The sequence below is a fragment of the Crossiella sp. NPDC003009 genome (assembly GCF_053591555.1).
This window is the reverse complement of the sequence record NZ_JBSFUA010000012.1, coordinates 66,738-86,104: the sequence shown is the minus strand read 5'-3', so window position 1 is coordinate 86,104 and position 19,367 is coordinate 66,738. Positions and strand designations below refer to the sequence as shown.

18 protein-coding genes, 1 tRNA gene and 1 pseudogene are annotated in these 19,367 nt (G+C 70.7%); 8 read left to right on the top strand and 12 right to left on the bottom strand.

The window, feature by feature from the left end; all coding sequences use genetic code 11:
- The first annotated feature begins 39 nt into the window (after positions 1-39).
- The 4 genes from ACWDY5_RS16080 to ACWDY5_RS16065 all read left to right on the top strand — a co-directional run bounded on the left by ACWDY5_RS16080 (position 40) and on the right by ACWDY5_RS16065 (position 5,091).
- On the top strand, positions 40-1,368 hold the full coding sequence (locus ACWDY5_RS16080) for a hypothetical protein (RefSeq protein ID WP_449722974.1): 1,329 nt from the start codon (positions 40-42) through the stop codon (positions 1,366-1,368).
- Positions 1,365-2,459 (top strand): DUF917 domain-containing protein, encoded by a 1,095-nt coding sequence (locus ACWDY5_RS16075; protein WP_449722973.1) that lies wholly within the window; start codon positions 1,365-1,367, stop codon positions 2,457-2,459. Before ACWDY5_RS16080 ends, ACWDY5_RS16075 begins: the two co-directional genes overlap by 4 nt.
- 13 nt (positions 2,460-2,472) lie before the next feature.
- Entirely contained in the window at positions 2,473-3,954 is a 1,482-nt protein-coding gene (locus tag ACWDY5_RS16070; protein ID WP_449722972.1) for a PucR family transcriptional regulator, read from the top strand.
- Between the two features lie 423 nt (positions 3,955-4,377).
- Positions 4,378-5,091: a leucine-rich repeat domain-containing protein gene (locus ACWDY5_RS16065; RefSeq protein WP_449722971.1), complete on the top strand. Its 714-nt coding sequence runs from the start codon at positions 4,378-4,380 to the stop codon at positions 5,089-5,091.
- A gap of 237 nt (positions 5,092-5,328) precedes the next feature.
- Here the strand turns inward: ACWDY5_RS16065 and ACWDY5_RS16060 are convergent, their stop codons facing one another.
- The 3 genes from ACWDY5_RS16060 to ACWDY5_RS16050 all read right to left on the bottom strand — a co-directional run bounded on the left by ACWDY5_RS16060 (position 5,329) and on the right by ACWDY5_RS16050 (position 9,199).
- On the bottom strand, positions 5,329-6,198 hold the full coding sequence (locus ACWDY5_RS16060) for a hypothetical protein (protein WP_449722970.1): 870 nt from the start codon (positions 6,196-6,198) through the stop codon (positions 5,329-5,331).
- An 85-nt stretch (positions 6,199-6,283) separates the two neighbouring features.
- On the bottom strand, positions 6,284-8,554 hold the full coding sequence (locus ACWDY5_RS16055) for an AbfB domain-containing protein (protein ID WP_449722969.1): 2,271 nt from the start codon (positions 8,552-8,554) through the stop codon (positions 6,284-6,286).
- Positions 8,555-8,701: 147 nt separating this feature from the next.
- Complete coding sequence (locus tag ACWDY5_RS16050) at positions 8,702-9,199, bottom strand: M15 family metallopeptidase (RefSeq protein ID WP_449722968.1); 498 nt, start codon at positions 9,197-9,199, stop codon at positions 8,702-8,704.
- Positions 9,200-9,285: 86 nt separating this feature from the next.
- Here ACWDY5_RS16050 and ACWDY5_RS16045 point away from each other — a divergent pair, with 86 nt between their 5' ends.
- Together ACWDY5_RS16045 and ACWDY5_RS16040 are read left to right on the top strand one after the other, a co-directional pair.
- Entirely contained in the window at positions 9,286-9,981 is a 696-nt protein-coding gene (locus ACWDY5_RS16045; protein WP_449722967.1) for a response regulator transcription factor, read from the top strand.
- Entirely contained in the window at positions 9,974-11,095 is a 1,122-nt protein-coding gene (locus ACWDY5_RS16040; RefSeq protein WP_449722966.1) for a sensor histidine kinase, read from the top strand. Before ACWDY5_RS16045 ends, ACWDY5_RS16040 begins: the two co-directional genes overlap by 8 nt.
- Here the strand turns inward: ACWDY5_RS16040 and ACWDY5_RS16035 are convergent.
- From ACWDY5_RS16035 to ACWDY5_RS15995, 9 genes and pseudogenes are all read right to left on the bottom strand, one after another.
- On the bottom strand, positions 11,067-11,534 hold the full coding sequence (locus tag ACWDY5_RS16035; protein WP_449722965.1) for a GNAT family N-acetyltransferase: 468 nt from the start codon (positions 11,532-11,534) through the stop codon (positions 11,067-11,069). The genes ACWDY5_RS16040 and ACWDY5_RS16035 overlap by 29 nt on opposite strands.
- A gap of 23 nt (positions 11,535-11,557) precedes the next feature.
- Positions 11,558-12,166: a D-Ala-D-Ala dipeptidase VanX gene (gene vanX, locus ACWDY5_RS16030; protein ID WP_449722964.1), complete on the bottom strand. Its 609-nt coding sequence runs from the start codon at positions 12,164-12,166 to the stop codon at positions 11,558-11,560.
- A complete protein-coding gene (gene vanA, locus ACWDY5_RS16025) occupies positions 12,163-13,194 on the bottom strand; it encodes a D-alanine--(R)-lactate ligase (protein WP_449722963.1) in 1,032 nt (343 codons plus the stop codon). The genes vanX and vanA overlap by 4 nt, the downstream gene beginning before the upstream one ends.
- Positions 13,191-14,164, bottom strand: a pseudogene (gene vanH / locus ACWDY5_RS16020) (D-lactate dehydrogenase VanH). The gene vanA and the pseudogene vanH overlap by 4 nt, the downstream one beginning before the upstream one ends.
- A gap of 220 nt (positions 14,165-14,384) precedes the next feature.
- Positions 14,385-14,457: transfer RNA gene (locus ACWDY5_RS16015), tRNA-Ala, on the bottom strand.
- Between the two features lie 57 nt (positions 14,458-14,514).
- Positions 14,515-15,273 (bottom strand): divisome protein SepX/GlpR, encoded by a 759-nt coding sequence (sepX, locus tag ACWDY5_RS16010; protein ID WP_449722962.1) that lies wholly within the window; start codon positions 15,271-15,273, stop codon positions 14,515-14,517.
- Between the two features lie 128 nt (positions 15,274-15,401).
- Positions 15,402-16,088, bottom strand: coding sequence for a GNAT family N-acetyltransferase (locus tag ACWDY5_RS16005; protein WP_449722961.1), 687 nt, complete (start codon positions 16,086-16,088; stop codon positions 15,402-15,404).
- 6 nt (positions 16,089-16,094) lie between these two features.
- Complete coding sequence (glp, locus tag ACWDY5_RS16000) at positions 16,095-17,318, bottom strand: molybdotransferase-like divisome protein Glp (protein WP_449722960.1); 1,224 nt, start codon at positions 17,316-17,318, stop codon at positions 16,095-16,097.
- A 5-nt stretch (positions 17,319-17,323) separates the two neighbouring features.
- Positions 17,324-18,214 (bottom strand): UTP--glucose-1-phosphate uridylyltransferase, encoded by an 891-nt coding sequence (locus ACWDY5_RS15995; RefSeq protein WP_449722959.1) that lies wholly within the window; start codon positions 18,212-18,214, stop codon positions 17,324-17,326.
- 82 nt (positions 18,215-18,296) lie between these two features.
- On the opposite strand from ACWDY5_RS15995, the gene ACWDY5_RS15990 reads away from it, so the two are divergent.
- Together ACWDY5_RS15990 and ACWDY5_RS15985 are read left to right on the top strand one after the other, a co-directional pair.
- Positions 18,297-18,884, top strand: a complete 588-nt coding sequence (locus ACWDY5_RS15990) for a 5-formyltetrahydrofolate cyclo-ligase (RefSeq protein WP_449722958.1) — start codon at positions 18,297-18,299, stop codon at positions 18,882-18,884.
- 99 nt (positions 18,885-18,983) lie between these two features.
- Positions 18,984-19,286 carry an FmdB family zinc ribbon protein gene (locus ACWDY5_RS15985; protein ID WP_449722957.1) on the top strand — a complete coding sequence of 101 codons (303 nt, stop codon included), beginning with the start codon at positions 18,984-18,986 and terminating at the stop codon, positions 19,284-19,286.
- Positions 19,287-19,367: the final 81 nt, after the last annotated feature.

The following is a 19,367-nucleotide window of genomic DNA, read 5'->3' as shown; positions in this document are numbered from 1 at the left end:
TATTCGACAACGCACCCATTCCGGGTGTACTGATCTGGAATGCGCATCGGAGTCCGCCTCGGGGTGAACCGTGCGCACGGTGCGCTCGCGCATGAGGGCCAGGTGCTGGCCGCCGGGACCGAAGCGGTCGCGGGCCGGGGCGGACGCCAGCTCAGCGCGCTGCTGAAGCGGCTGGCCGCCTCCTCGCCTTCCATCGTCGACTCGGTCACCTGGGACGTCTCCGCGCTGCTGGAGCGGGCGCTGCGGCGGGGCGCGGGAGTGCAGCCGGTGGGCGCGATCCGGGTGCTGCCGCGCGCGCCCCGGCAGTGCGGCCACCCGTTCGAGCTGATCCGCTCGCTGATCACCTGGTCGGCCACGGTCACCGGCGGGCACGACATCTTCGGCGCGGAGATGGCCCCGCTGGACCTCGACGACGCGCTGGCCAAGGTCGCCGCCGCCTACGCCGAGGGCATCCGCACGCTCACCGTCACCGCCACCGGCGCCTCCGGCAGCGCCGAGCACGAGCAGGCCATCGCGGGCCGGGTCGCCGAGGAGTTCCCCGACCTGCGGGTCTGCCTCTCGCACGAGGTGGGCGGGCTCGGCCTGGTGGAGCGCGAGGCGACCAACGTGGTCAACGCGGCGCTGCTGGACTTCTGCGAGGACCTGGTGGACCGCTGCGAGCGGATCACCGCCACCCTGGACGGCCCGCCCAGCTGCTGGTTCGCCACCGGCGACGGCGGCCGGGTCTCCGCGCGCCGGCTGCGCTCGGTGCCGGCCCGAGGGGTGGCCGCCACCGCCGCGGCCGCGCTGCGCGGGGCGGCGCTGCTGGCCGAGCGGCCGGACGGGCCGGTCGTGCTGACCGGGCCGAAGGAGATCCTGGTCGGTGAGGTCAGGGCCGGGTGGCCGAGGGTGGAAGGCGATCTGCTGGGCGCGCTCGGCGTGCGGCTGGTCGCCCCGCAGGCCGCGATCACGGTGCGCCCGGCGGCCACCGCGGACGCCTTCGCCGCGCAGCTGCGCGAGCAGGAGGGCGCGGGCGCGGTCGGCGTGCTGGACGAGGGCGGCGAGGAGCTGGCCGAGCGGCTGCACCGCAAGCTCCGCCCGGTGCTCTCCCCGGTGCGCGGCGCGGCCGACCTGTGCGCGGTGGGCGCGGCGGTCAGCGAGCCGAGCGCCTGGCTGGACCTGGTGGTCACCGCCGACTCCGCCGAGGACCTGCAGCGCAGGCAGACCATGCTGGAAGGCCAGGCGCTGTCCCTGGTCGCGGCCAGCGGCGGCAGGCCGGGCCGGGAACGGGTGATCCGGTCGGTGGCCACCCCGCTGGCCTTCCTCGGCCGGGACGTCTACCGGCTGTGGGTCTACGTGGGCAGCCGTCCCGAGCCGGAGCGGCCATGACCATCACCCAGCTCACCGCCGAGGACGTGCCAGTGCTGATGGCCGGCGCCCAGCTGCTGTCCTCCTCCGCGGGTTCGATCACCCTGGACGGCTACCGCGCCGCGATCGAGGACGTGGTGCGCCGCAACGGTCCGGTCCCCCTGGTGGCGCTGGACGACCTGCCCCCGGACGCGCTGTGCGTGTCCATCGGCGCGCTCGGCGGGTACGCCCCGATGATCGAGCTGCCGCCCAACGGCGACGAGGGCGTGCTCGCGGTCCGCGCGCTGGAGGAACGCCTGGGGCGCAAGGTGGACGCGATCGTCTCGCTCAACTCCGCCGGTCCCAACGCGGTCTTCCCGGTGGCCGCGGCCGCCGCGCTCGGCCTGCCGCTGGTGGACTGCGACGGCATGGGCCGGGTGCTGCCGCTGATGATCCAGACCACCTACGCGCTGGCCGGGTTGCCGATCGGCCCGCTGGCCGGGGTCGGGCTGGCCGGGGACGTGCTGGTGCTGGACAGCAGCATGCACCGGTCAGAACTGTTGCTGCGCGCGGCGATGAAGGCCGCGGGCGGCTGGCTGATGTGCGCCAGCTACCCGGCCACGGTGGCCGCGCTGCGCCCGGCCGCGCTGCGCGGGGCGACCAGCCGCGCGCTGACCGTCGGCCGGATGCTCACCTCGGCGCAGGACCGCGAGTCGCTGCTGGCCGGGCTGACCCGGATCATGGGTTCCCGGGTGCTGGGCAGCGGCCGGGTGATCGAGCTCGGGCATGCCACCCGCACCGTCGGACCGCGGATCTACCCCTCGGTGCCAACCAGCATCGTGGTCGCCGAGTACGGCAGCCCCAGCAGGCTGATCCGGTTGGAGGGCAACAGCGAGCTGCTGCTCGCGGTGATCGACGGCGCGCTGGCCGCGGCCGTGCCCGACGTGCTCTGCCTGCTGGACCGGCACGAGCGGAAGGTGGTCGGCATGGAGTCGGTGACCCTGGGCCACCACGTGGACGTGCTGATGCTGCCGGTGTCGCCGATGTGGCACACCCCGGCCGGGCTGGCCATGGCCGGTCCGCGCGCCTTCGGGTTCCCGGTCCGGCACCCGCGTGAGGAAGGCCCTTCGTGAGGATGGTGCGTCCGTGAGCCGAACCCGTGTGCCCGAGCCGCTGAGCGTGGCCGAGCTGGTCCACTTCGGCCCGCTGGCCCAGTCCCAGGTCTTCGCCGCCGACGACCTGGACCGCCAGGTGGCCGCGGTGGCCCTGGTGGGCGAGCTGGACCAGATCCACCAGTGCGAGCCGCACTCCGCGGTGGTGCTGCACGGCGCGGCCGCGCTGGGCGCCTGGGCGCTGGAGTCCGCGCTGCGGCTGGCCTGGGAGCGCAACGCGGCCTGCCTGGTCGCCCCGGCCGAGATCACCGTGACCACGCCGACCGCGCAGCTGGCCGAACGCCTGCGGGTGCCGCTGTTCGTGGTGGCCGACCCGGCCAAGAGCGCGCTGGAGCTGGCCGCCGCGATCTCCGACACCGAGGCCGCCCGCGCCCGGCTGACCGCCCGCTGCGCGGTGCTCTTCGGCGAGCGCAGCACGGCGAGGGACATCATCGGCGTGATCAACACCGAGGTGCCCGGCGTGATCACCGCCCTGGTCACCGAGGACGGCCACGTGCTGGCAGGCCGCTCCGCCGCGGACCGCTCCCAGGGCAGCCACCGGGTCGAGGTCGCGGTGCCCGGCCCGGACGGCAGGCCGTGGGCGACCCTGGTGGCCCAGCTCGCCGCCTGGTCCCCGTCCTGGGTGGAGACGGTGCGCACCATCCTGCGCCTGGCCCGCGCCCCGCTCGCGGCCACCGTCGGCCGCAGCTGGCTGACCCCGGTTTTCCAAGCAGCGAAAGACAAACTCCTGCTGCACACGCTGCTCACCGCGCCGGATGCCACCGCCGAGCGTCAGGCCACCGACATCGGCTGGCGCCTGGCGGGCGAGCACATCGCGGTCTTCCTCAAGCCGTCCGAACGCGTGCCCGGCCCCGCCGAGGTGGCCACCCCCGGCGTCGTGGTGGCCTGGCGCGAGTCCTTCGGCGACCTGCCGCTGATCCCGCGCGAGGACGGCTGGCTGAGCTGGTGGACCGCGGTCCCCGGCGGCCCCCAGGAGATCGCCGACCGGGTCCGCGCCCACCTCGCCGCCGCGGCCCTGCCCATCCCCCTGGTCGCCGGCATCGGCGTGGCAGGCAAGGACCTGCCCGGCCTGACCCGCTCGGTCAGCGAGTCCATCCTGGCCGCCGCCGTGGCCAGCCGCCCCGGCGGCAACCCGGTGGAACAGTTCGGCGACCTGGGCCCCCGAGCCGTCCTGGCCTGCCTCCCGGTGGACGACATCGCCGCCGCCGCCAGGGTCGCCCTGGCCGAGCTGATCAACGCCCCCGACGCCGAGGTCCTGCTCTCCGCCCTCACCGCGTTGCTGGACTGCGCGGGCTCCACCGGCCAGGCCGCCACCCGCCTCGGCGTCCACCGCAACACAGTCCTGGGCCGCCTGGAACGCATCCGAGCCCGAGGCATCGACCTGGACTCCCCAGACCAGCGCCTGGCCCTGCACCTGGCCTGCTACGCCCTGCTCAGCGCGGACACCCCGACATGAGGAAACGCCCCCTGGCGGGAGGCCAAGGGGCGCAAGCTCCAACACCACAGAACGGACCGGAACAGAACCACGCTGGTTCAGCACCACCCGCACCGTGGGGGTCCGGGGGCTCGGGCCCCCGGGTCAACTCGAGGAGCGACCCGGTCCGCGCTTTCCGCGGGCAAGGTCCACCCAGAGCGACTCGTGGCAACCGAGGGAGTCGAACCCTGTGCGGCTTATGAAGGCGGCACTCATGACCGGCCCTAACCCTTCGGCGGGCGACGGTTGCCTTGCTGTTCTGCTTTGTACAACGGGGTAGACGCACCAGGTATTCGCCGCTTACGCGGTTTTCAGTGGTGACCTCTGCCACTTCGCGCGGAGGAGCCTACCAACCAGTACTACCCGCGTTCCCACGGGGTCGAACTTTTCGATTATCAAGAACTTGTGATCCTCAACCTGGGCCACCGCGACCTCACCGCGGTCCCCCCGCTGCCCCCGGCCCTCATCGAGCTCTACCTGCACGAGAACGCCCTGGAGCACATCCCGGACACCCTGGGCGAGCAGTCCGCCCTGCGCATCCTGGACCTGGGGCACAACCGGCTCCGCACCCTGCCCGCCACCCTCGGCAAGTTGTCGAACCTGGAGTTCCTCTACGCCAGCGACGGCCGGCTGACCGAGGTCCCGGACACTCTCGGCGACCTCACCAACCTCCGCTACCTGAACCTGACGCACCAGCAGCTCACCCGGTTCCCGGACAGCCTGGGCAACCTCGCCAACCTGGTCGAGCTCCGCCTCTACAACAACCGGGCCGCCACCCTGCCGCCGACCTTCACCAACCTCCGCGCCCTGCGCGAGCTCCACCTCGACAACAACCGCCTCACCGAGCTCCCCCTGCTGCCCGGCCTCACCGACCTGCACACCCTGTTCCTGCGCAACAACAACCTCGGCGCCTTCCCCACCAACCTGCTGACCCTGCCCCGCCTCCGCCACCTCGACCTGCGCGCCAACGGCATCCGCACCCTCCCCGCGGAACTGCCACCGCCCCCGGCCCTGGAGAAACTCGACCTCCGCTGGAACCCGCTGGCGGCCGAGCCGTCCTGGATCGCCGAGCTGGAGGCGCGGGGCTGCCTGGTCTACCGCTCGGGCGCGGCCGACTGAGGGTTCCCGCTGGTCAACCCACACGATTGGGTGTCGTTTTCTGGCAGAACCGGTCTACGGCCCACTTTCTGCCGTCGGCCACCGGCTAGAGTGCCGCTTTGGCCCGCGCACAGGAGCTGGCCCAGACGCAGGAGGCAACACCGTGGTTCTCCACACCGGTGGCGAGAACGGCGACGAGTAAGACGCCACCCCACGCCTTCGCCTAGCCCGCTCCCGGCCCAGCCGGAGCGGGCTTCGCTACTTCTTCAGCTCCAACTGCACGCCGACCCTGCGGCTCACCGGCATCCGCTGCACGTCCACGGTGATCTGGGTGCGCTCGCCCTGCTCGTCCACGTCCACGGTGGCCACCCCGTCGCCGATGCGGAACCCGATCGGCTCCCAGTAGACCTTCGCGCCCAGCGGCAGGATCACCCGGTACACCGCCCGCTCGACCGGGTTGCCGAACCGGAAGGTGAAGTCGTCCGGGCTGCGCCGGATGGTCAGCGGAACGCTCTTGCCCGGCCAGAACCACTCCATTCGCAGCCGGACGTCGGTGCCCACCGCGGCCGGCGTGGTGAAGTGCGACATCACGCTGATCCGCCCGTCCGGCATCCAGTCCTTGGTCACCTTGAACCTGGTCCCCGGCCGCCCGTCCACCGCCACGCTGCGCACGTTGACCGAGACCTTGCGCTGGTACCGCTTGGGCTGCGGCCACCCCGGCCCGAACCGCAGCCGGAGGAACCGCGCGTCCTGCCCCTCGATCACCGCGTGGATCACGATGAACTCGCGGGTGTCGCCGTTGCCCTCGATGTAGGCGGTCTGCTCCCAGCTCAGCACCCGGAAGTTGCGGGTGTGCTGCTCCCACAGCGCGTCGCCGTAGGCCCGGACCAGGTGTTTCTGCTCTTCCAGCTCGCCGGCCAGCCGCCGCCGGTCGCTGGTCAGCGCCACCATCAGCGCCAGTACCACCAGGATCGAGGCGATCATGACCCCGGCGCGCACCGCGGTGTTGCCGAAGAGCACCCCGAGCACCGCGCCGAAGGACATCAGCCCCAGCGCGGCCCGCACGATGCCACGCGCGCCTTCGTCGACGAGGAAGCCGTCCAGCCAGTCCATGAACTTCGGAAACACGACCGCCCCCTCCCCGCACCCGGCCTCGGGCCAGTGTGACGGAAGCGCGCGGCGGAACCGGCGAAAAGCACCTGGTCGGCGCAGTTCACCCGGCCCAGGGCGGGGCCAGTCGCCAGGTGCTGTCCCGGTTGAACAGTCCGGGGTTGTTGCCCGGCACGGCGTCGCCGCTGTTGTCCGCCAACCAGATCAGCGCCCCGTAGTGCCGCAGGAACCGCCCCGGCCGGTCCCACGACTCGAACGACACCCCGTCCCCGGCCAGCCCCGGCCGCGCGCACCAGGTCGCCGCGCCCCGGAACCCCGCTGACCCGTCATCACCTTCCCGGTGCACCCGATCCCCGCGATGCCGCAGGAACTCGCCGGGGAAGTTCACCGACTCCAGCGACCGGCACCCCGGATCCGCCAGCCCCGGCACCACCCGCCAGGTGGCGTCCGCCTTGAGCCCCGGATCCCCTTCTCCGGTAACGACATCCGTCCGCGCCGCACCCCCGGCGTGCCGCAGGTACCGGTCGCGCAACCCCTCCGTGGTCACCTGCAACGACACCGGCCCCAACGGCACCTCCACCGCCCCGAACACCGGTTTCCCGCTCAACAGAGCCAGATTCGCCGCCCGGACTCGGTCCCGGTCCACCTTCCGCACCTTCCGGTCGTAGGTGTAGAGCCCGTTGACCTCAACCTCCACATCGGTCAGCTGGGTGAAGATCGCCGCCGAGTTTCCCCGTTCCCTGGCCAGTTTCTGCACCTGCGCGAGCATCCCCAGGTACCGCGCCTCCAGCGCGGCCCCGTCCGCCTTCATCTCCGCGCTGACCCCGCGCCCCGGTCCCCACTCGTGCCCGGGAACCATCACCCCGACGCTCCCGTACTCCCCCAGCACCGCGGCCTTCCCGTCCGCCGGCGGGCGCGGACTGCCCGGTCCCACGTAGATGTGGTCGTCCACAAAATCCCCGCCACAGCAAGGAGACCCCGAGTTCCCGTTCACCAGCCTGCTCGGGTCCCACCCGCGCACCAGCCCGGCCAGCCGCGCCGAGTCGTACTCACCCCAGCTCTCGTTGAACACCACCCACTGCACGATCGAGGTGACCGACCGCAGCTGCTCGTACACCTCCCGCAGCTCGGCCTCGAAGTTGCTCCGCGCTGCCGCCGTCGGACTGCCCAGGTGCAGCGGCATCGACGGCATGTCCTGCCACACCAGCAGTCCCAGCCGGTCCGCCCAGTAGTACCACCGCGCGGGCTCCACCTTGATGTGCTTGCGAATCGTGTTGAACCCCAGGTCCTTGTGCGCCTGGATGTCGAATCGCAACGCCTCGTCGGTCGGCGCGGTGTAGATCCCGTCCGGCCAGTACCCCTGGTCCAACGTGCCCATCTGGTACCCGAACCGCCCGTTCAACAGCGGCCGCGTCACCCCGTCCACCACCCCCAGCCCCACCGACCGCATGCCGAAGTAGCTGCCCACCACGTCCTGCCCGCCGTTGAGCCGAACCTCCACCCCGTACAGGAACGGATCATCCGGACTCCACAGCCGAGCCCCAGGCACCGCAACGGAAATCGCCGCCCCCGGTCGGCCGCTGCCCCGGCCGACCACCCGATCCCCGTCCCGCACCACAACTTCCACCCGGACCGCCGCCCGCCCCGAAGCCCGCGCTACGACCAAAACCCGACCATTGGCCACATCCGGCGTGATGTCCAGTTTGGACACATGAGCCTCGGCCACCGGCTCCAGCCACACCGTCTGCCAGATCCCGGATGCCGCCGTGTAGTACACCCCGCCCGGGTTGCGGCTCTGCTTCCCTACCGGAATCCCGGTCGCGTCCGAGGGATCGAACACCCCCACCACCACCTCGTTGCCGCCCGCCCGCAACAACCCGGTGATGTCAAAGGAAAACCCGGTGTACCCGCCCGTGTGCGCACCGGCCCTGACCCCGTTGACCCACACCTCGGCCCGCCAGTCCACCGCGCCGAAGTGCAGCTGGACCCGCCGCCCCCGCCACCCCTCCGGCACCAAGAACTCCCGCCGGTACCACATCCGCTCGTGTCGCTCCATCACCCCGGACAGCGCGGACTCCACCGCGAACGGCACCAGCACCGCCCGGTCCAGCCGACGCCCGATCGGCGGCGCCTCGCCCGCGCGCGCGGGCGCCCACTGCCACACCCCGTTGAGGTTCAGCCACTCGCTCCGGGTCAACTGCGGCCGCGGGTACTCCGGCAACGCGTTGCCCGGCCCCACCTGCCCGGTCCACGGCGTGCTGATCGGCGGCTTCCCGGGCCGCCACTCCGCGCGCCCCGCCGCCCCGGCCGCACCCGGCAGCAAGGCCACCAGCGTCGTCAGGACCACACCCAGCACCAGCACCGCACGCCGCATCCGCGCCTCCAGCCCAGAGACCACAAGAGCGCTCTCACAAGAACATGCGCGAACAAACTCCCACAAGAACCACCAGGCTGAACCTGCCCGAACTGGTGGCCGACCCCGGACACACCCGGCCCGGCCGGGATACACCGCACGTGCCGGTCACCGCCGCATCCTGGGATCGTGCGAAGGGTCGGCATACATGGGCGGACAGCCGCCATCGACGGCTTCCGGGCGCAGCTCGAAGTGCCAGGGCTCGTTGCGGTAGATCTGGCACAACCCGTACCCGGCGCCGTGCTCGGACAGCCACGCCCTGGCCGCGGGCGGCCCGATGTCCACCGCGTCCCCCGACACGTGCGCGGACGTCTCGGGCGTGGCCACCCATCGAGCGGCCTCCTCCGCCGAGCCGTACTTCAGGACCGCCTTGCGCAGCAGTTCCTCCTGGTACTCCGGGGAACGCCAGCCACCATTGACGAAGATCGTGATCCCGTCGGCCGCGGCATCGGTCGCGGCCCGGCGCAGGGCGGCGAGCAGCCCGGGATCGAGGTTGGCCACGGCAGGCACCTCGTCGGCAAAAACCGGCACCGGGTCGGGGACCGCGCCGTGCGCCTTGCCGAGGACGCGCGGCAGGACTGTTCGTGCTGGTTCGCGGTAAGTCATACCGCCAATCAAGTTCGCGGCGCGTTGCCAGCGCGTACGCGGTTTTTGATATGCCGGCGATATGCCCGGGCTCGTAGCTTCGGAGCATGCGCGTGTTGATCGTCGAGGACGAGCCCTTCATGGCAGAGGCCATCCGCGACGGGCTGCGCCACGAGGCGATCGCGGGTGACATCGCCGGTGACGGCGACACCGCGCTGGAACTGTTGCGCCTCAACACCTATGACATCGCCGTCCTCGACCGCGACATTCCAGGGCCCTCCGGTGACGAGATCGCCGAACGCATCATCGCCTCCGGCAGCGGCATGCCGATCCTGATGCTCACCGCCGCCGACCGCATTGACGACAAGGCCTCCGGGTTCGAGCTCGGCGCCGACGACTACCTCACCAAGCCGTTCGAGCTGCGCGAGCTCGTGCTCCGCCTGCGCGCCCTTGACCGCAGGCGGGCGCGTTTCCGCCCACCGGTGCGGGAGATCGCAGGCCTGCGGCTGGACCCGTTCCGCCGCGAGGTCTACCGGGACGGCCGGTACGTCGGGCTGACCAGGAAGCAGTTCGCCGTGCTGGAAGTCCTGGTCGCGGCCGAAGGCGGGGTGGTCAGCGCCGAGGAGCTGCTGGAGCGGGCCTGGGACGAGAACGCCGACCCGTTCACCAACGCCGTGCGCATCACCGTCTCGGCCCTGCGCAAGCGGCTCGGCGAGCCCTGGATCATCGCCACCGTGCCCGGAGTCGGCTACCGCATCGACACTCACCCAGACACCGAACGCGCGGGAGCAGACCGTGGATAGAACGCCTGGGTTGAGCGTCCGCCTCAAACTCACTCTCAGCTACGCCGGGTTCCTCATGTTCGCCGGCGCCTTGCTGCTCGCGGCCGTGTGGGTGTTCCTGCTGCGTTACGTGCCCGAGGTGATCCGGCTGCCCGAGATGACCAGGGGACCGGCCCCAGGGTCAGGGCCAGGCGGGATGGGGTCGCACATCCCCGACCGCGCCGCCCTCCAGCGCGCCTTCACCCCCAAGGCGGAGGCGGCGATGGCGTTCCTGCTGGTGTTCGGCCTGCTCGGCGGCTGGTTCCTGGCCGGCCACATGCTCGCCCCGCTGACCCGGATCACCAATGCCACCCGCCTGGCCTCGACCGGGTCGCTCTCGCACCGGATCCAGCTGGAGGGCCGCAACGACGAGTTCCGCGAGCTCGCCGACGCCTTCGACACCATGCTGGCCCGGCTGGAAGCGCAGGTCGCCGAACAGCAGCGGTTCGCCGCCAACGCCTCCCACGAACTGCGCACCCCGCTGGCGATCACGCAGACCCTGCTCGACGTGGCCCGCAACGATCCGAGCCCCGACACCAGAGAGCTCGTCGAGCGCCTGCACTTCGTCAACACCAGGGCGATCGACCTCACCGAAGCGCTGCTCATGCTCAGCCGCGCCGACCGGCGGTCCTTCACCAGGGAAGCCGTCGACCTGTCGCTGGTCGCGGAGGAAGCCACCGAAACGCTGCTCCCGCTGGCGGAAAAACGCGGCCTCACCATCGAGACCTCCGGCGACATCGCCCCTACCAACGGCTCACACGCGCTGCTGCTGCAGCTGGCCACGAACCTGGTGCACAACGCGATCGTGCACAACCTGCCCGACCAGGGCACCGTGTGGGTCAGCACCAGCGCCGGCGCCAAGACCGTGGTGCTCACCGTGGAGAACACCGGCCCGAAGCTGGCCACCCAACTGGTGTCCACGCTGGTCGAGCCGTTCCAGCGCGGCACCCAGCGCATTCGCGCCGACCACGCCGGAGTCGGCCTCGGCCTGGCGATCGTCAAGAGCATCACCCAGGCGCACGACGGAACCCTGACCCTCGCCCCTCGCCCCGAAGGCGGGCTCCGCGTCACGGTGCGGCTACCCGCCCAGGGCTGACGTCCTGGAGATCGCGCAGGAACCGGGACGACCTCCCGGTCTGGTCGAGGTAGCCGCGGCGCCGGTAGAACTCGTGCGCTTCCACGCGGCGGTCCGCACTGGTGACCTCCATCCGCACGCAGCCCCGGCCGGCCGCGAACAACTCCGCCGCCGCGACCAGCCGACTGCCCACGCCCCGGCGGCGAGCCCGATCGGAGACGACCAGCGCCACGATGCGGCCCCAGGAGCCGGGGCGTTCGAAGAACGGGCAGGTGTGCACCGCGACCAGGCCGAGCAGGTCGCCGTCCGCTTCCGCCACGTAGGCCGCGCCCGCGGGGTCCGCACCCCAGCTCTTGATCCGGTCCGCGGTGGCGGCGGCGTCACTTTGCGGGTAGCCCAGCTGGTGGAGCAGCTCGTTGACGGCCGCGGCGTCGGTGCTGTGGGCCAGCCGTATCCGCATGTCTTCCCCTGTGCGTGACTCGACTAGACGATGGGGAAATCAAAATAGGTGTCCGGATAAGGCTCGTCCTCCAGCGAGTAGTGCCACCACTCGCATTCGTAGGAGCTGAACCCACAAGCCTCCATGATGGATCGAAGGCATTGCCGGTTCCTCGCTTCGGCCGGGGTGACTCCCGGCGCGCCATGGTGCGAGATCGGATCCATCAGGTCATACCCACCACCCATGGCGGCAAGTTCACCGGTGTCCAGGTGGTAGAGCGTCAGGTCGACCGTGCTGCCGCGGCTGTGGCCCGACTTCGCGGCCACGTATCCCTTCTTGAACATCTCGGCTCGTTCGATGTTCGGATAGTGCCGCAACTTCGTCCGCCCGTCCTCCGGCTGCTGCGACCAGCGCAAAAAGCAGTCCACGGCCCGTTGCGGGCGGTAGCCGTCCCACAGGAGCAGGCCGAAGCCATGGGAGGCCGCCTTCTCCTGCGCACTCTCCAGGGCCGCACACAGAGCCTTGGTGCCGACAATGCGATTTGCCGTGTAGCCGTCGACGGGTTTGCCGGTGAAGTTGTCCCAGGTGGCGTACTTGGCGTCCCAGCGAATTCCGGGCACCAGCTCGTCCACGAACACGAAGCCGTCTTTCACTGCACCTTCCCGGTCAGAGTCACCGACACCATCCGGTCGATCATCTCGCCGAACGACAGCCCGGCGGCCGCCATCATCCTCGGATAACGGCTGTAGGAGGTCAGCCCAGGGAAAGTGTTGACCTCGTTGAGGACCACCGTCCCGTCCGGCTTCAGGAACATGTCCACTCGCGACAGCCCCCGGCAGCCCAGGGCGCGATAGATGTCCTTCGCCGTCTCCTGGACGAGCAACCGAGTCTCCGCCGGAATATCGGCGGGCACGGTGATCGTCGAGTTCTCGGACCCGCTTTCCGGATCAACCTCCTGATGGATCTTGAAAAAGCCATGGGTCAGCGAGATCTGGTCAACCTCGCCAACGATCAGGTCCAGCTCGTTCCCCAGGATGGCGCAGCCGACCTCGCTGCCGACGACAGCCTCTTCGATCAACACCTTCGAGTCGTACTCCCGCGCGGTCTCCACCGCACTCAGCATTTCTTCCTTGCTGGACACCTTGCTGACACCGAAAGACGACCCCGAACGCGCCGGCTTGACGAAGACGGGATAGCTGATCCGATCCGGATCAACGCTCTCCTCCGCCCCGAGAATCCGGAAGTACGGCGTCGGGATGCCCGCGTTCCTGGCCACGAGGTAGGCGAGGGACTTGTCCATGCACAGCGCGGAGGCTTGGACGTCGCAGCCGACGTAGGGGATGCCGGAGAGCTCCAGCAGGCCCTGCATCGCACCGTCCTCGCCAAGCTTGCCGTGCAGCACCGGCAGCACGAGGTCCAGCCTGATCAAGTCGAACCGCCCCTCCTCCAGGACGACCAGCCCGTGCACGCTGCGGTCCGGCGACAGCATGACCGGACGGCCGTCGGCGCTGTCCCAGCCTTCGTCAGGCCCGTCGCAGAGCTGCCAGTCCCCGCGCTGCGTGATCCCGATCCAGAACGGTTCGTACTTGTCGGGGTCGAGGTGCTTGGCAACCTCTTGCGCAGACTTGACGGAAACGGGATGTTCTTCGGAACTTCCCCCGAAAATAATTCCGATCTTCATATCCAGTGCCGCTTTCTGCTCTCGAAGTTCAGACAGTTGACAATAGAGTTCTCAACGGTGTCACCCAGCGCGTGGTCCGTGTAGTAAGCGGTGTGCGGACTGATGATCACATTCGACAGTTCCTGTAACCGAACCAACAGATCGCTCTCAATGGGCTTGTCCCGGTGGTCCGCGTAGAAGATCCCATCCTCCCCCTCAAGCACATCCAGCGCCGCACCCCCCAGCCGACCACTTTCCAACGCGACAAGGAGTGCCTCGGTATCGAGAAGCGGACCGCGCCCAGTGTTGATGACATAAGCGCCACGCTTCATCGCCCCGATACGTTGACGATTGAGGAGGTGGTGGGTGTCGGCGGTGAGCGGCGTATGGAGCGTCACCATGTCACTCCGCCGCAACAACTCATCAAGCGGAACGTAATCGGCATCGATATTGGGCCGACTGTCGCAGGCCAGCATCCGGCAGCCAAAACCCCGCAACCGGTCCATGACCGCCGCACCGATGCGCCCCGTGCCAACAATGCCCACCGTCAGGTCGCGCAACTCTTTCCCGCGCACATCGTTCAGCCGGTAGTCGTGAACATCGGCCCGCCTGATGATGGACTTGGCATGCCGCACCGCCATCAGCATCAACATCACCGTGTAGTCGGCCACGCTGTCCGGCGAGTAGGAGACGTTCTCCACGGAGATGCCCATGGTCTCCGCGTACTTCACGTTGATGTGGTTGTACCCGATGCTCCTGGTGGAGATGTACTCCACACCGGCCTGACTGAGCGCGAGCAGGGTGTCATCGGTGATCCGCGTCTTATGACCCACGCTGATGCACCGGTTCCCATAAGCCAGCGCGATGGTGGCTTCAGACACCGCATCCTCGGTGATGGTCAGCCGCACACCGAAGCGGGGCGCCATCTCCCGGAACAGCGCGGCCTCGTCCGGCCCGCACCCATAAATCGTGATGCCCGTGCCAGGGACAGCGGAGAAGGACCCGGCCGCCAGCGATCGGGTGCGGCGGGCCGCTGTTCGCGCCGGTTCGCGGTAGGACATGCCCACAGTCAAGACAGCGCGGTGTTGCCGGCCCGTATGTGCTTTTCAATATCCCGACGATATGCTACCGATCAGTAACATGGCGGAGCACGCGATCCTGAACAGCAAAAACCCCCTCGCTCGTGTTGCGAGCGAGGGGGTTGCGCTATGTGGAGCTGAGGGGAATCGAACCCCTGACCTTCTCGATGCGAACGAGACGCGCTACCAACTGCGCTACAGCCCCTCATCCGTGCTCGCAGAGCATAGCAGTCGATCTGGAGGGGGCTGTGCAGCGGGGGGTCTACTCGCCCGCGGCGCGTCGGTAGGACACCGGCCCTGGCGGGTCGAGCTCGTCGAAGGAGGGGTCCTCGTCGTCGATCTCCACCATGACCGTGCCGGGCCGGGAGGTGCAGCTGGTCTTGGGCGTGGGCTTCACGCCGGCCGCGGGCTTGGGCGCGGGGTACTCGGACTCGGTCTCGGCGTCCTGGTCGTGGTCCTCGTCCTCGGCCACCGCGCGCCTGCCGCCGAGCCGGGCGAGGCGGCGTTCGCGCACCTCGGCCTCGATCCGGACTTGCCTGCGCAGGTACGTGAGATAGCCCACAAGGAACAGGTCGATGGCGCCGTGGCCCCACCACAGCATCGGCCAGACGAACCCGGCGGCGAGGCCGGTGCCCAGCGCGAGCACCAGCATGGCGAGCACCACGCGCTGCCGGAAGGCGTACTTGGCCTCGGCGACCAGGGCCGCCTGTTCCGGGTCGAATCCGCCTCTACCTGGGCGGTAGCGGCGCGGCGCGGCTTCTTCGCCGTCGACTGGGGTGAACTTGGCCCGGCGTGGGCGTTCCGGCGCTGCCTCGACGGGATCGTCGTGGTGGCCGTCCTCGGGTTCTGGCATGGCGAGCACCTCTTCCACCGTGCCCGTCGAACCGCCGCGGCGCACGACCCTGGCGGCCAGCGCCGAGTCGGCGGTGCGGGCCACCGGGCCCCTGCGACGGGCGACCATGGGCACGAGGACGATCAGCCAAGCGGCTGCGAGCGCCGCGAAAATCAGTGAACTTGGCATCCCGCGCCACCTCCCCCGCGGTCCGAGCGGCCATTACCTCCTGCCACGCTAGTCACAGCAGTCACATCCGTGTCGGAGGCACGCCGACTTAGTGGCTTTAGTCAAGCTGTGTCTGTCCCCCGTTGGGGTTAACGACCGCCGCCGGACAGGCGTGCGCCGGGCGGCCAGGCCAGTCCTTCGTGCACAAGGTGGTTGACCAGCCCGCCGGGCGTGTCCTCGGTGGTCAGGGCGAGGCAGAGGTGGTCCCGCCAGGATCCGGCCACGTCCAGGTAGCGGCGGTACACGCCCTCCTGGCGGAAGCCGAGCTTGGCCAGTACCCGCAGGCTAGCGGTGTTCTCCGGCCGCACGGTGGCCTCGATCCGGTGCAGCCCGGCCGGGCCGAAGGCGTGGTCCACGACCAGCGCGGCGGCCGCGGTGGCGATCCCGCCCCTGGTCAGCGAGCTGCTCACCCAATAGCCGAGCCAGGCCGAGCGGAGCGCGCCGCGGACCACGTTGCCGATGGTGATCTGCCCGGCGAACTGGTCGTTCACCGTGATCACGAACGGCAGCGCCTGGCCCCGCCGCCCGAGCGTGCGCAGCGCGTACCACTGGGCGGGCCAGGCGAAGGTGGCGTTGCGGTCGGACCAGTCGCCGAACGCGCTGGGCTCCCAGTCCTCCAGGTGCGGGCGGTCGCGCAGCCGGATCGAGCTCCACACGCCCGCATCCCGCAGCCGGGGCGGGCGCAGCGCCACGTGCCCGGCCGGGGTCACGATCGGGCCCAGCCGCGCCGGCCAGCCGGGATGCCTGCCGTGCTCGGCCGGCTCTGGCCCGGACATCGCCGGCTACCCGCGCTGCGCGAGGAAGCTCACCCGGACCGGCTCGCCGATCGGCACGTCCGCGGTGTCCTCGTCGATGACGATCAGGCAGTTCGCCTCGGCCAGTGAGGACAGCAGGTGCGCGCCCGCGGTGCCCAGCGGCTGCACCAGGTAGTCGTCGGTCTCGGTGTCCCGCAACAGGGTGCCGCGCAGGTAGCCGCGGCGGCCCTTGGTGGAGCTGACCGGCGAGACCAGCCGGGCGGTGACGGTGCGCCGATGCGGGTTGTTCTTGCCGAGCGAGGCCCTGATCAGCGGCCGGACCAGCACCTCGAAGACGACCAGCGCGCTGATCGGGTTGCCGGGCAGCAGGAAGGTGGGCACCGCGTCCGGGCCGAGCCGGCCGAAGCCCTGCACCGAGCCGGGGTGCATGGCCACCCGGCAGGTGTCCAGGTCGCCGAGGTCGGCCAGGGCCGCGCAGATCTCGGTGCCCGCCGAGCCGCCGACCGCGCCCGCCACCACCACGATCTCGGAGAGCAACAGCCTGCCCTCGATCACCTCGCGCAGCCTGCGCAGGTCGCTGGAGACGATGCCGACCCTGCTGACCTCGGCGCCGGCGTCCCTGGCCGCCGCGGCCAGCGCGTAGGAGTTGACGTCGTAGACCTGGCCGGGGCCTGGCGAGCGGTCCACGTCGACGAGCTCGTCGCCGATGGACACGATCGACACCCTCGGCCGGGGGTGCACCAGCACCTTGTCCTTGCCGACCGCGGCCAGCAGCCCGACCTGGGCGGCGCCGATGGCCGCCCCGCGCCGGACCGCGACGTCGCCGGTCTGCACGTCCTCGCCGGTGCGCCGCACGTAGGCGGCCGAGGGCACCGGTTGTTGCACGGACACCCGCGCGAGGTGGCCGTCGGTGTAGCCCAGCGGCACCACCGCGTCGGCGAGGGTGGGCAGCGGGGCTCCGGTGGCCACCCGCACCGCCTGACCGGGCTGGAGCCTGCTGGGCTGCCGGGAGCCGGCCGCGATCTCGCCGACCACCGGCAGCACCACCGGTTCGGTGGCCGCGCCCTGGACGTCCACGCTGCGTACCGCGTAGCCGTCCACGGCGGCCTGGTCAAAGCCGGGCAGCGCCCGCTCGGCGACGACCTCCTCGGCGCAGAGCAGACCCTGCGCCTCGGAGATGGCCACCCGCACCGGTGACGGTTGCACCGCGGCGGCGAGGACGCGGGCGAGCTGCTCGTCTACTGACCTCATGACATTTAGGATGCGGCAACCCGACCCTGAAGCCACTGCAACAGGCCGGGGCCGTACTCCGGATCTTTGAGAGCGAAATCGACGGCGGCCCGCAGGAAGCCACCGGGGTTGCCCAGGTCGTGCCGGTTGCCGCGGTGCACGACGACGTGCACCGGGTGGCCCTCGGCGATGAGCAGCGCGATCGCGTCGGTGAGCTGCAGCTCGCCGCCGGCGCCAGGGGTGATCCGCTTCAGCGCGTCGAAGATCGCCCGATCGAGGAGGTAGCGACCGGCCGCGGCGAAGGTGGACGGGGCATCCTCGGCCTTCGGCTTCTCGACCATGCCGCGGACCTGCTTGACGTCGTCCTCGTCGGTGTCGGCCACGTCGAAGACGCCGTAGGCGGAGATCTCCGCGCGCGGGATGTCGAAGGCGCACAGCACGCTGCCGCCGTGGCGGGCGCGCACCTCGGCCATGGTCTTCAGCACGCCGGTGGGCAGCACCAGGTCGTCCGGCAGCAGCACGGCGACCGCGTCGTCGGAGCCGTCCAGGTTGCCCTCGGCGCAGCCGACCGCGTGCCCGAGGCCCTTGGCCTCCTCCTGGATCGCGGTCTCGACCTTGATCAGTTCGTGGGCCCTGCGGACCTTGGCGAGCAGGGCGTCCTTGCCCCTGGCGGCCAGCGTGGCCTCCAGTTCCGGCTGGGACTCGAAGTGCTTGACCACGGCGTCCTTGCCGGGCGAGGTGACGATCACCAGCCGGGTGGCGCCGGCCTCGGCGGCCTCGGCGGCCACCATTTCGATGCCGGGAGTGTCCACCACCGGCAGCAGTTCCTTGGGAACCGTCTTGGTGGTCGGCAGGAATCGGGTGCCCAGCCCCGCGGCAGGCACGATGGCGGTACGGAAGGCGCTCGACGAGCTCATGGGAAGCGAGCCTAACGGGGGCCGGAAATCACGTTTCGTGACGCCTCAAATACGGGTTGGCCCGGCGCTATTGTCAGCGGCTGTGAGCACGGTGACCTCGAAGAACGACTGGCGCGCCCGGCTGGCGGCGGCCCGGCAGGCGGTGCCAGGCCCGGTCAGGGCGGCCGAGGCGGCGGCGCTGACCACGGCCGCGGTGGCCTGGGCGGCGGCGCTGGACGGGCCGGTCGCCGCCTACGTCCCGGTCGGCGCCGAACCGGGTTCGCCCGCCATGGTCGACGCGCTGCGCGCGAGCGGAGTCCGGGTGCTGCTGCCGGTGGTCACCGGGGCCGCGCCGCTGGACTGGGCCGAGTACACCGGACCGGACTCGCTGTCCCCCGCCCGCTTCGGACTGCTCGAACCGAACGGGCCCCGGCTGGGCGTGGCCGCGCTGGCCGAGGTGGCCGGGCTGCTGGTGCCCGCGCTCGCGGTGGACCGGGCCGGCACCAGGCTCGGCAGGGGGGCCGGGCACTACGACCGGTCGTTGCCGCAGGTCAGGGCCGGGGTACCGGTGGTGGCGGTGGTGCGGGACGAGGAGCTGGTGGCCGCGCTGCCCGCCGAGCCGCACGACGTGCGGATGACCGGCGCGCTGACCCCGGATGGCGGACTGGTGGTATTACCCGAACGGGTGTGAGCGACGCCTGTTTGCGCTCGCCCCCTCGGCTGGCGCATCATGTTTGTTGGCACTCTCACAACCTGAGTGCTAGCCGGAGTTGTTCGCGGAGGGACTGTCGTGCCGACCTACCAGTACGCATGCACCGAGTGCGGGCACCGCTTCGAGGCGGTGCAGGCCTTCACCGACGCATCCCTCACCGAGTGCCCTAGCTGCACCGGCAAGCTGCGCAAGCTCTTCGGCGCGGTCGGCATCGTGTTCAAGGGCAGCGGTTTCTACCGCACCGACAGCCGCAGCGGCTCGTCCACGGTGGCCGCCACACCGGCGAAGTCGGAGTCGAGCAGCTCCCCGGCCAAGTCCGAGTCGAGCAGCCCGGCATCTTCCTCCACCAGCACCACCTCCACAAGCTCCGCCGCCAGCTGACCCCGGAGTTATCCACAGCAACCGGGTTGTCCACAGCTCCCCCGGCGGCCACCCCCACCCCGCTCCCAGCAGCCCTAACGT

Bases quoted from the DNA above. Each gene is read 5' to 3' on its own strand.
- ACWDY5_RS16080 (WP_449722974.1), top strand. From the start codon at position 40: ATGCGCATCGGAGTCCGCCTCGGGGTGAACCGTGCGCACGGTGCGCTC.
- ACWDY5_RS16075 (WP_449722973.1), top strand. From the start codon at position 1,365: ATGACCATCACCCAGCTCACCGCCGAGGACGTGCCAGTGCTGATGGCC.
- ACWDY5_RS16055 (WP_449722969.1), bottom strand. From the start codon at position 8,554: ATGCGGCGTGCGGTGCTGGTGCTGGGTGTGGTCCTGACGACGCTGGTG.
- ACWDY5_RS16050 (WP_449722968.1), bottom strand. From the start codon at position 9,199: ATGACTTACCGCGAACCAGCACGAACAGTCCTGCCGCGCGTCCTCGGC.
- ACWDY5_RS16045 (WP_449722967.1), top strand. From the start codon at position 9,286: ATGCGCGTGTTGATCGTCGAGGACGAGCCCTTCATGGCAGAGGCCATC.
- ACWDY5_RS16035 (WP_449722965.1), bottom strand. From the start codon at position 11,534: ATGCGGATACGGCTGGCCCACAGCACCGACGCCGCGGCCGTCAACGAG.
- vanA (WP_449722963.1), bottom strand. From the start codon at position 13,194: ATGAAGATCGGAATTATTTTCGGGGGAAGTTCCGAAGAACATCCCGTT.
- sepX (WP_449722962.1), bottom strand. From the start codon at position 15,273: ATGCCAAGTTCACTGATTTTCGCGGCGCTCGCAGCCGCTTGGCTGATC.
- ACWDY5_RS16005 (WP_449722961.1), bottom strand. From the start codon at position 16,088: ATGTCCGGGCCAGAGCCGGCCGAGCACGGCAGGCATCCCGGCTGGCCG.
- glp (WP_449722960.1), bottom strand. From the start codon at position 17,318: ATGAGGTCAGTAGACGAGCAGCTCGCCCGCGTCCTCGCCGCCGCGGTG.
- ACWDY5_RS15995 (WP_449722959.1), bottom strand. From the start codon at position 18,214: ATGAGCTCGTCGAGCGCCTTCCGTACCGCCATCGTGCCTGCCGCGGGG.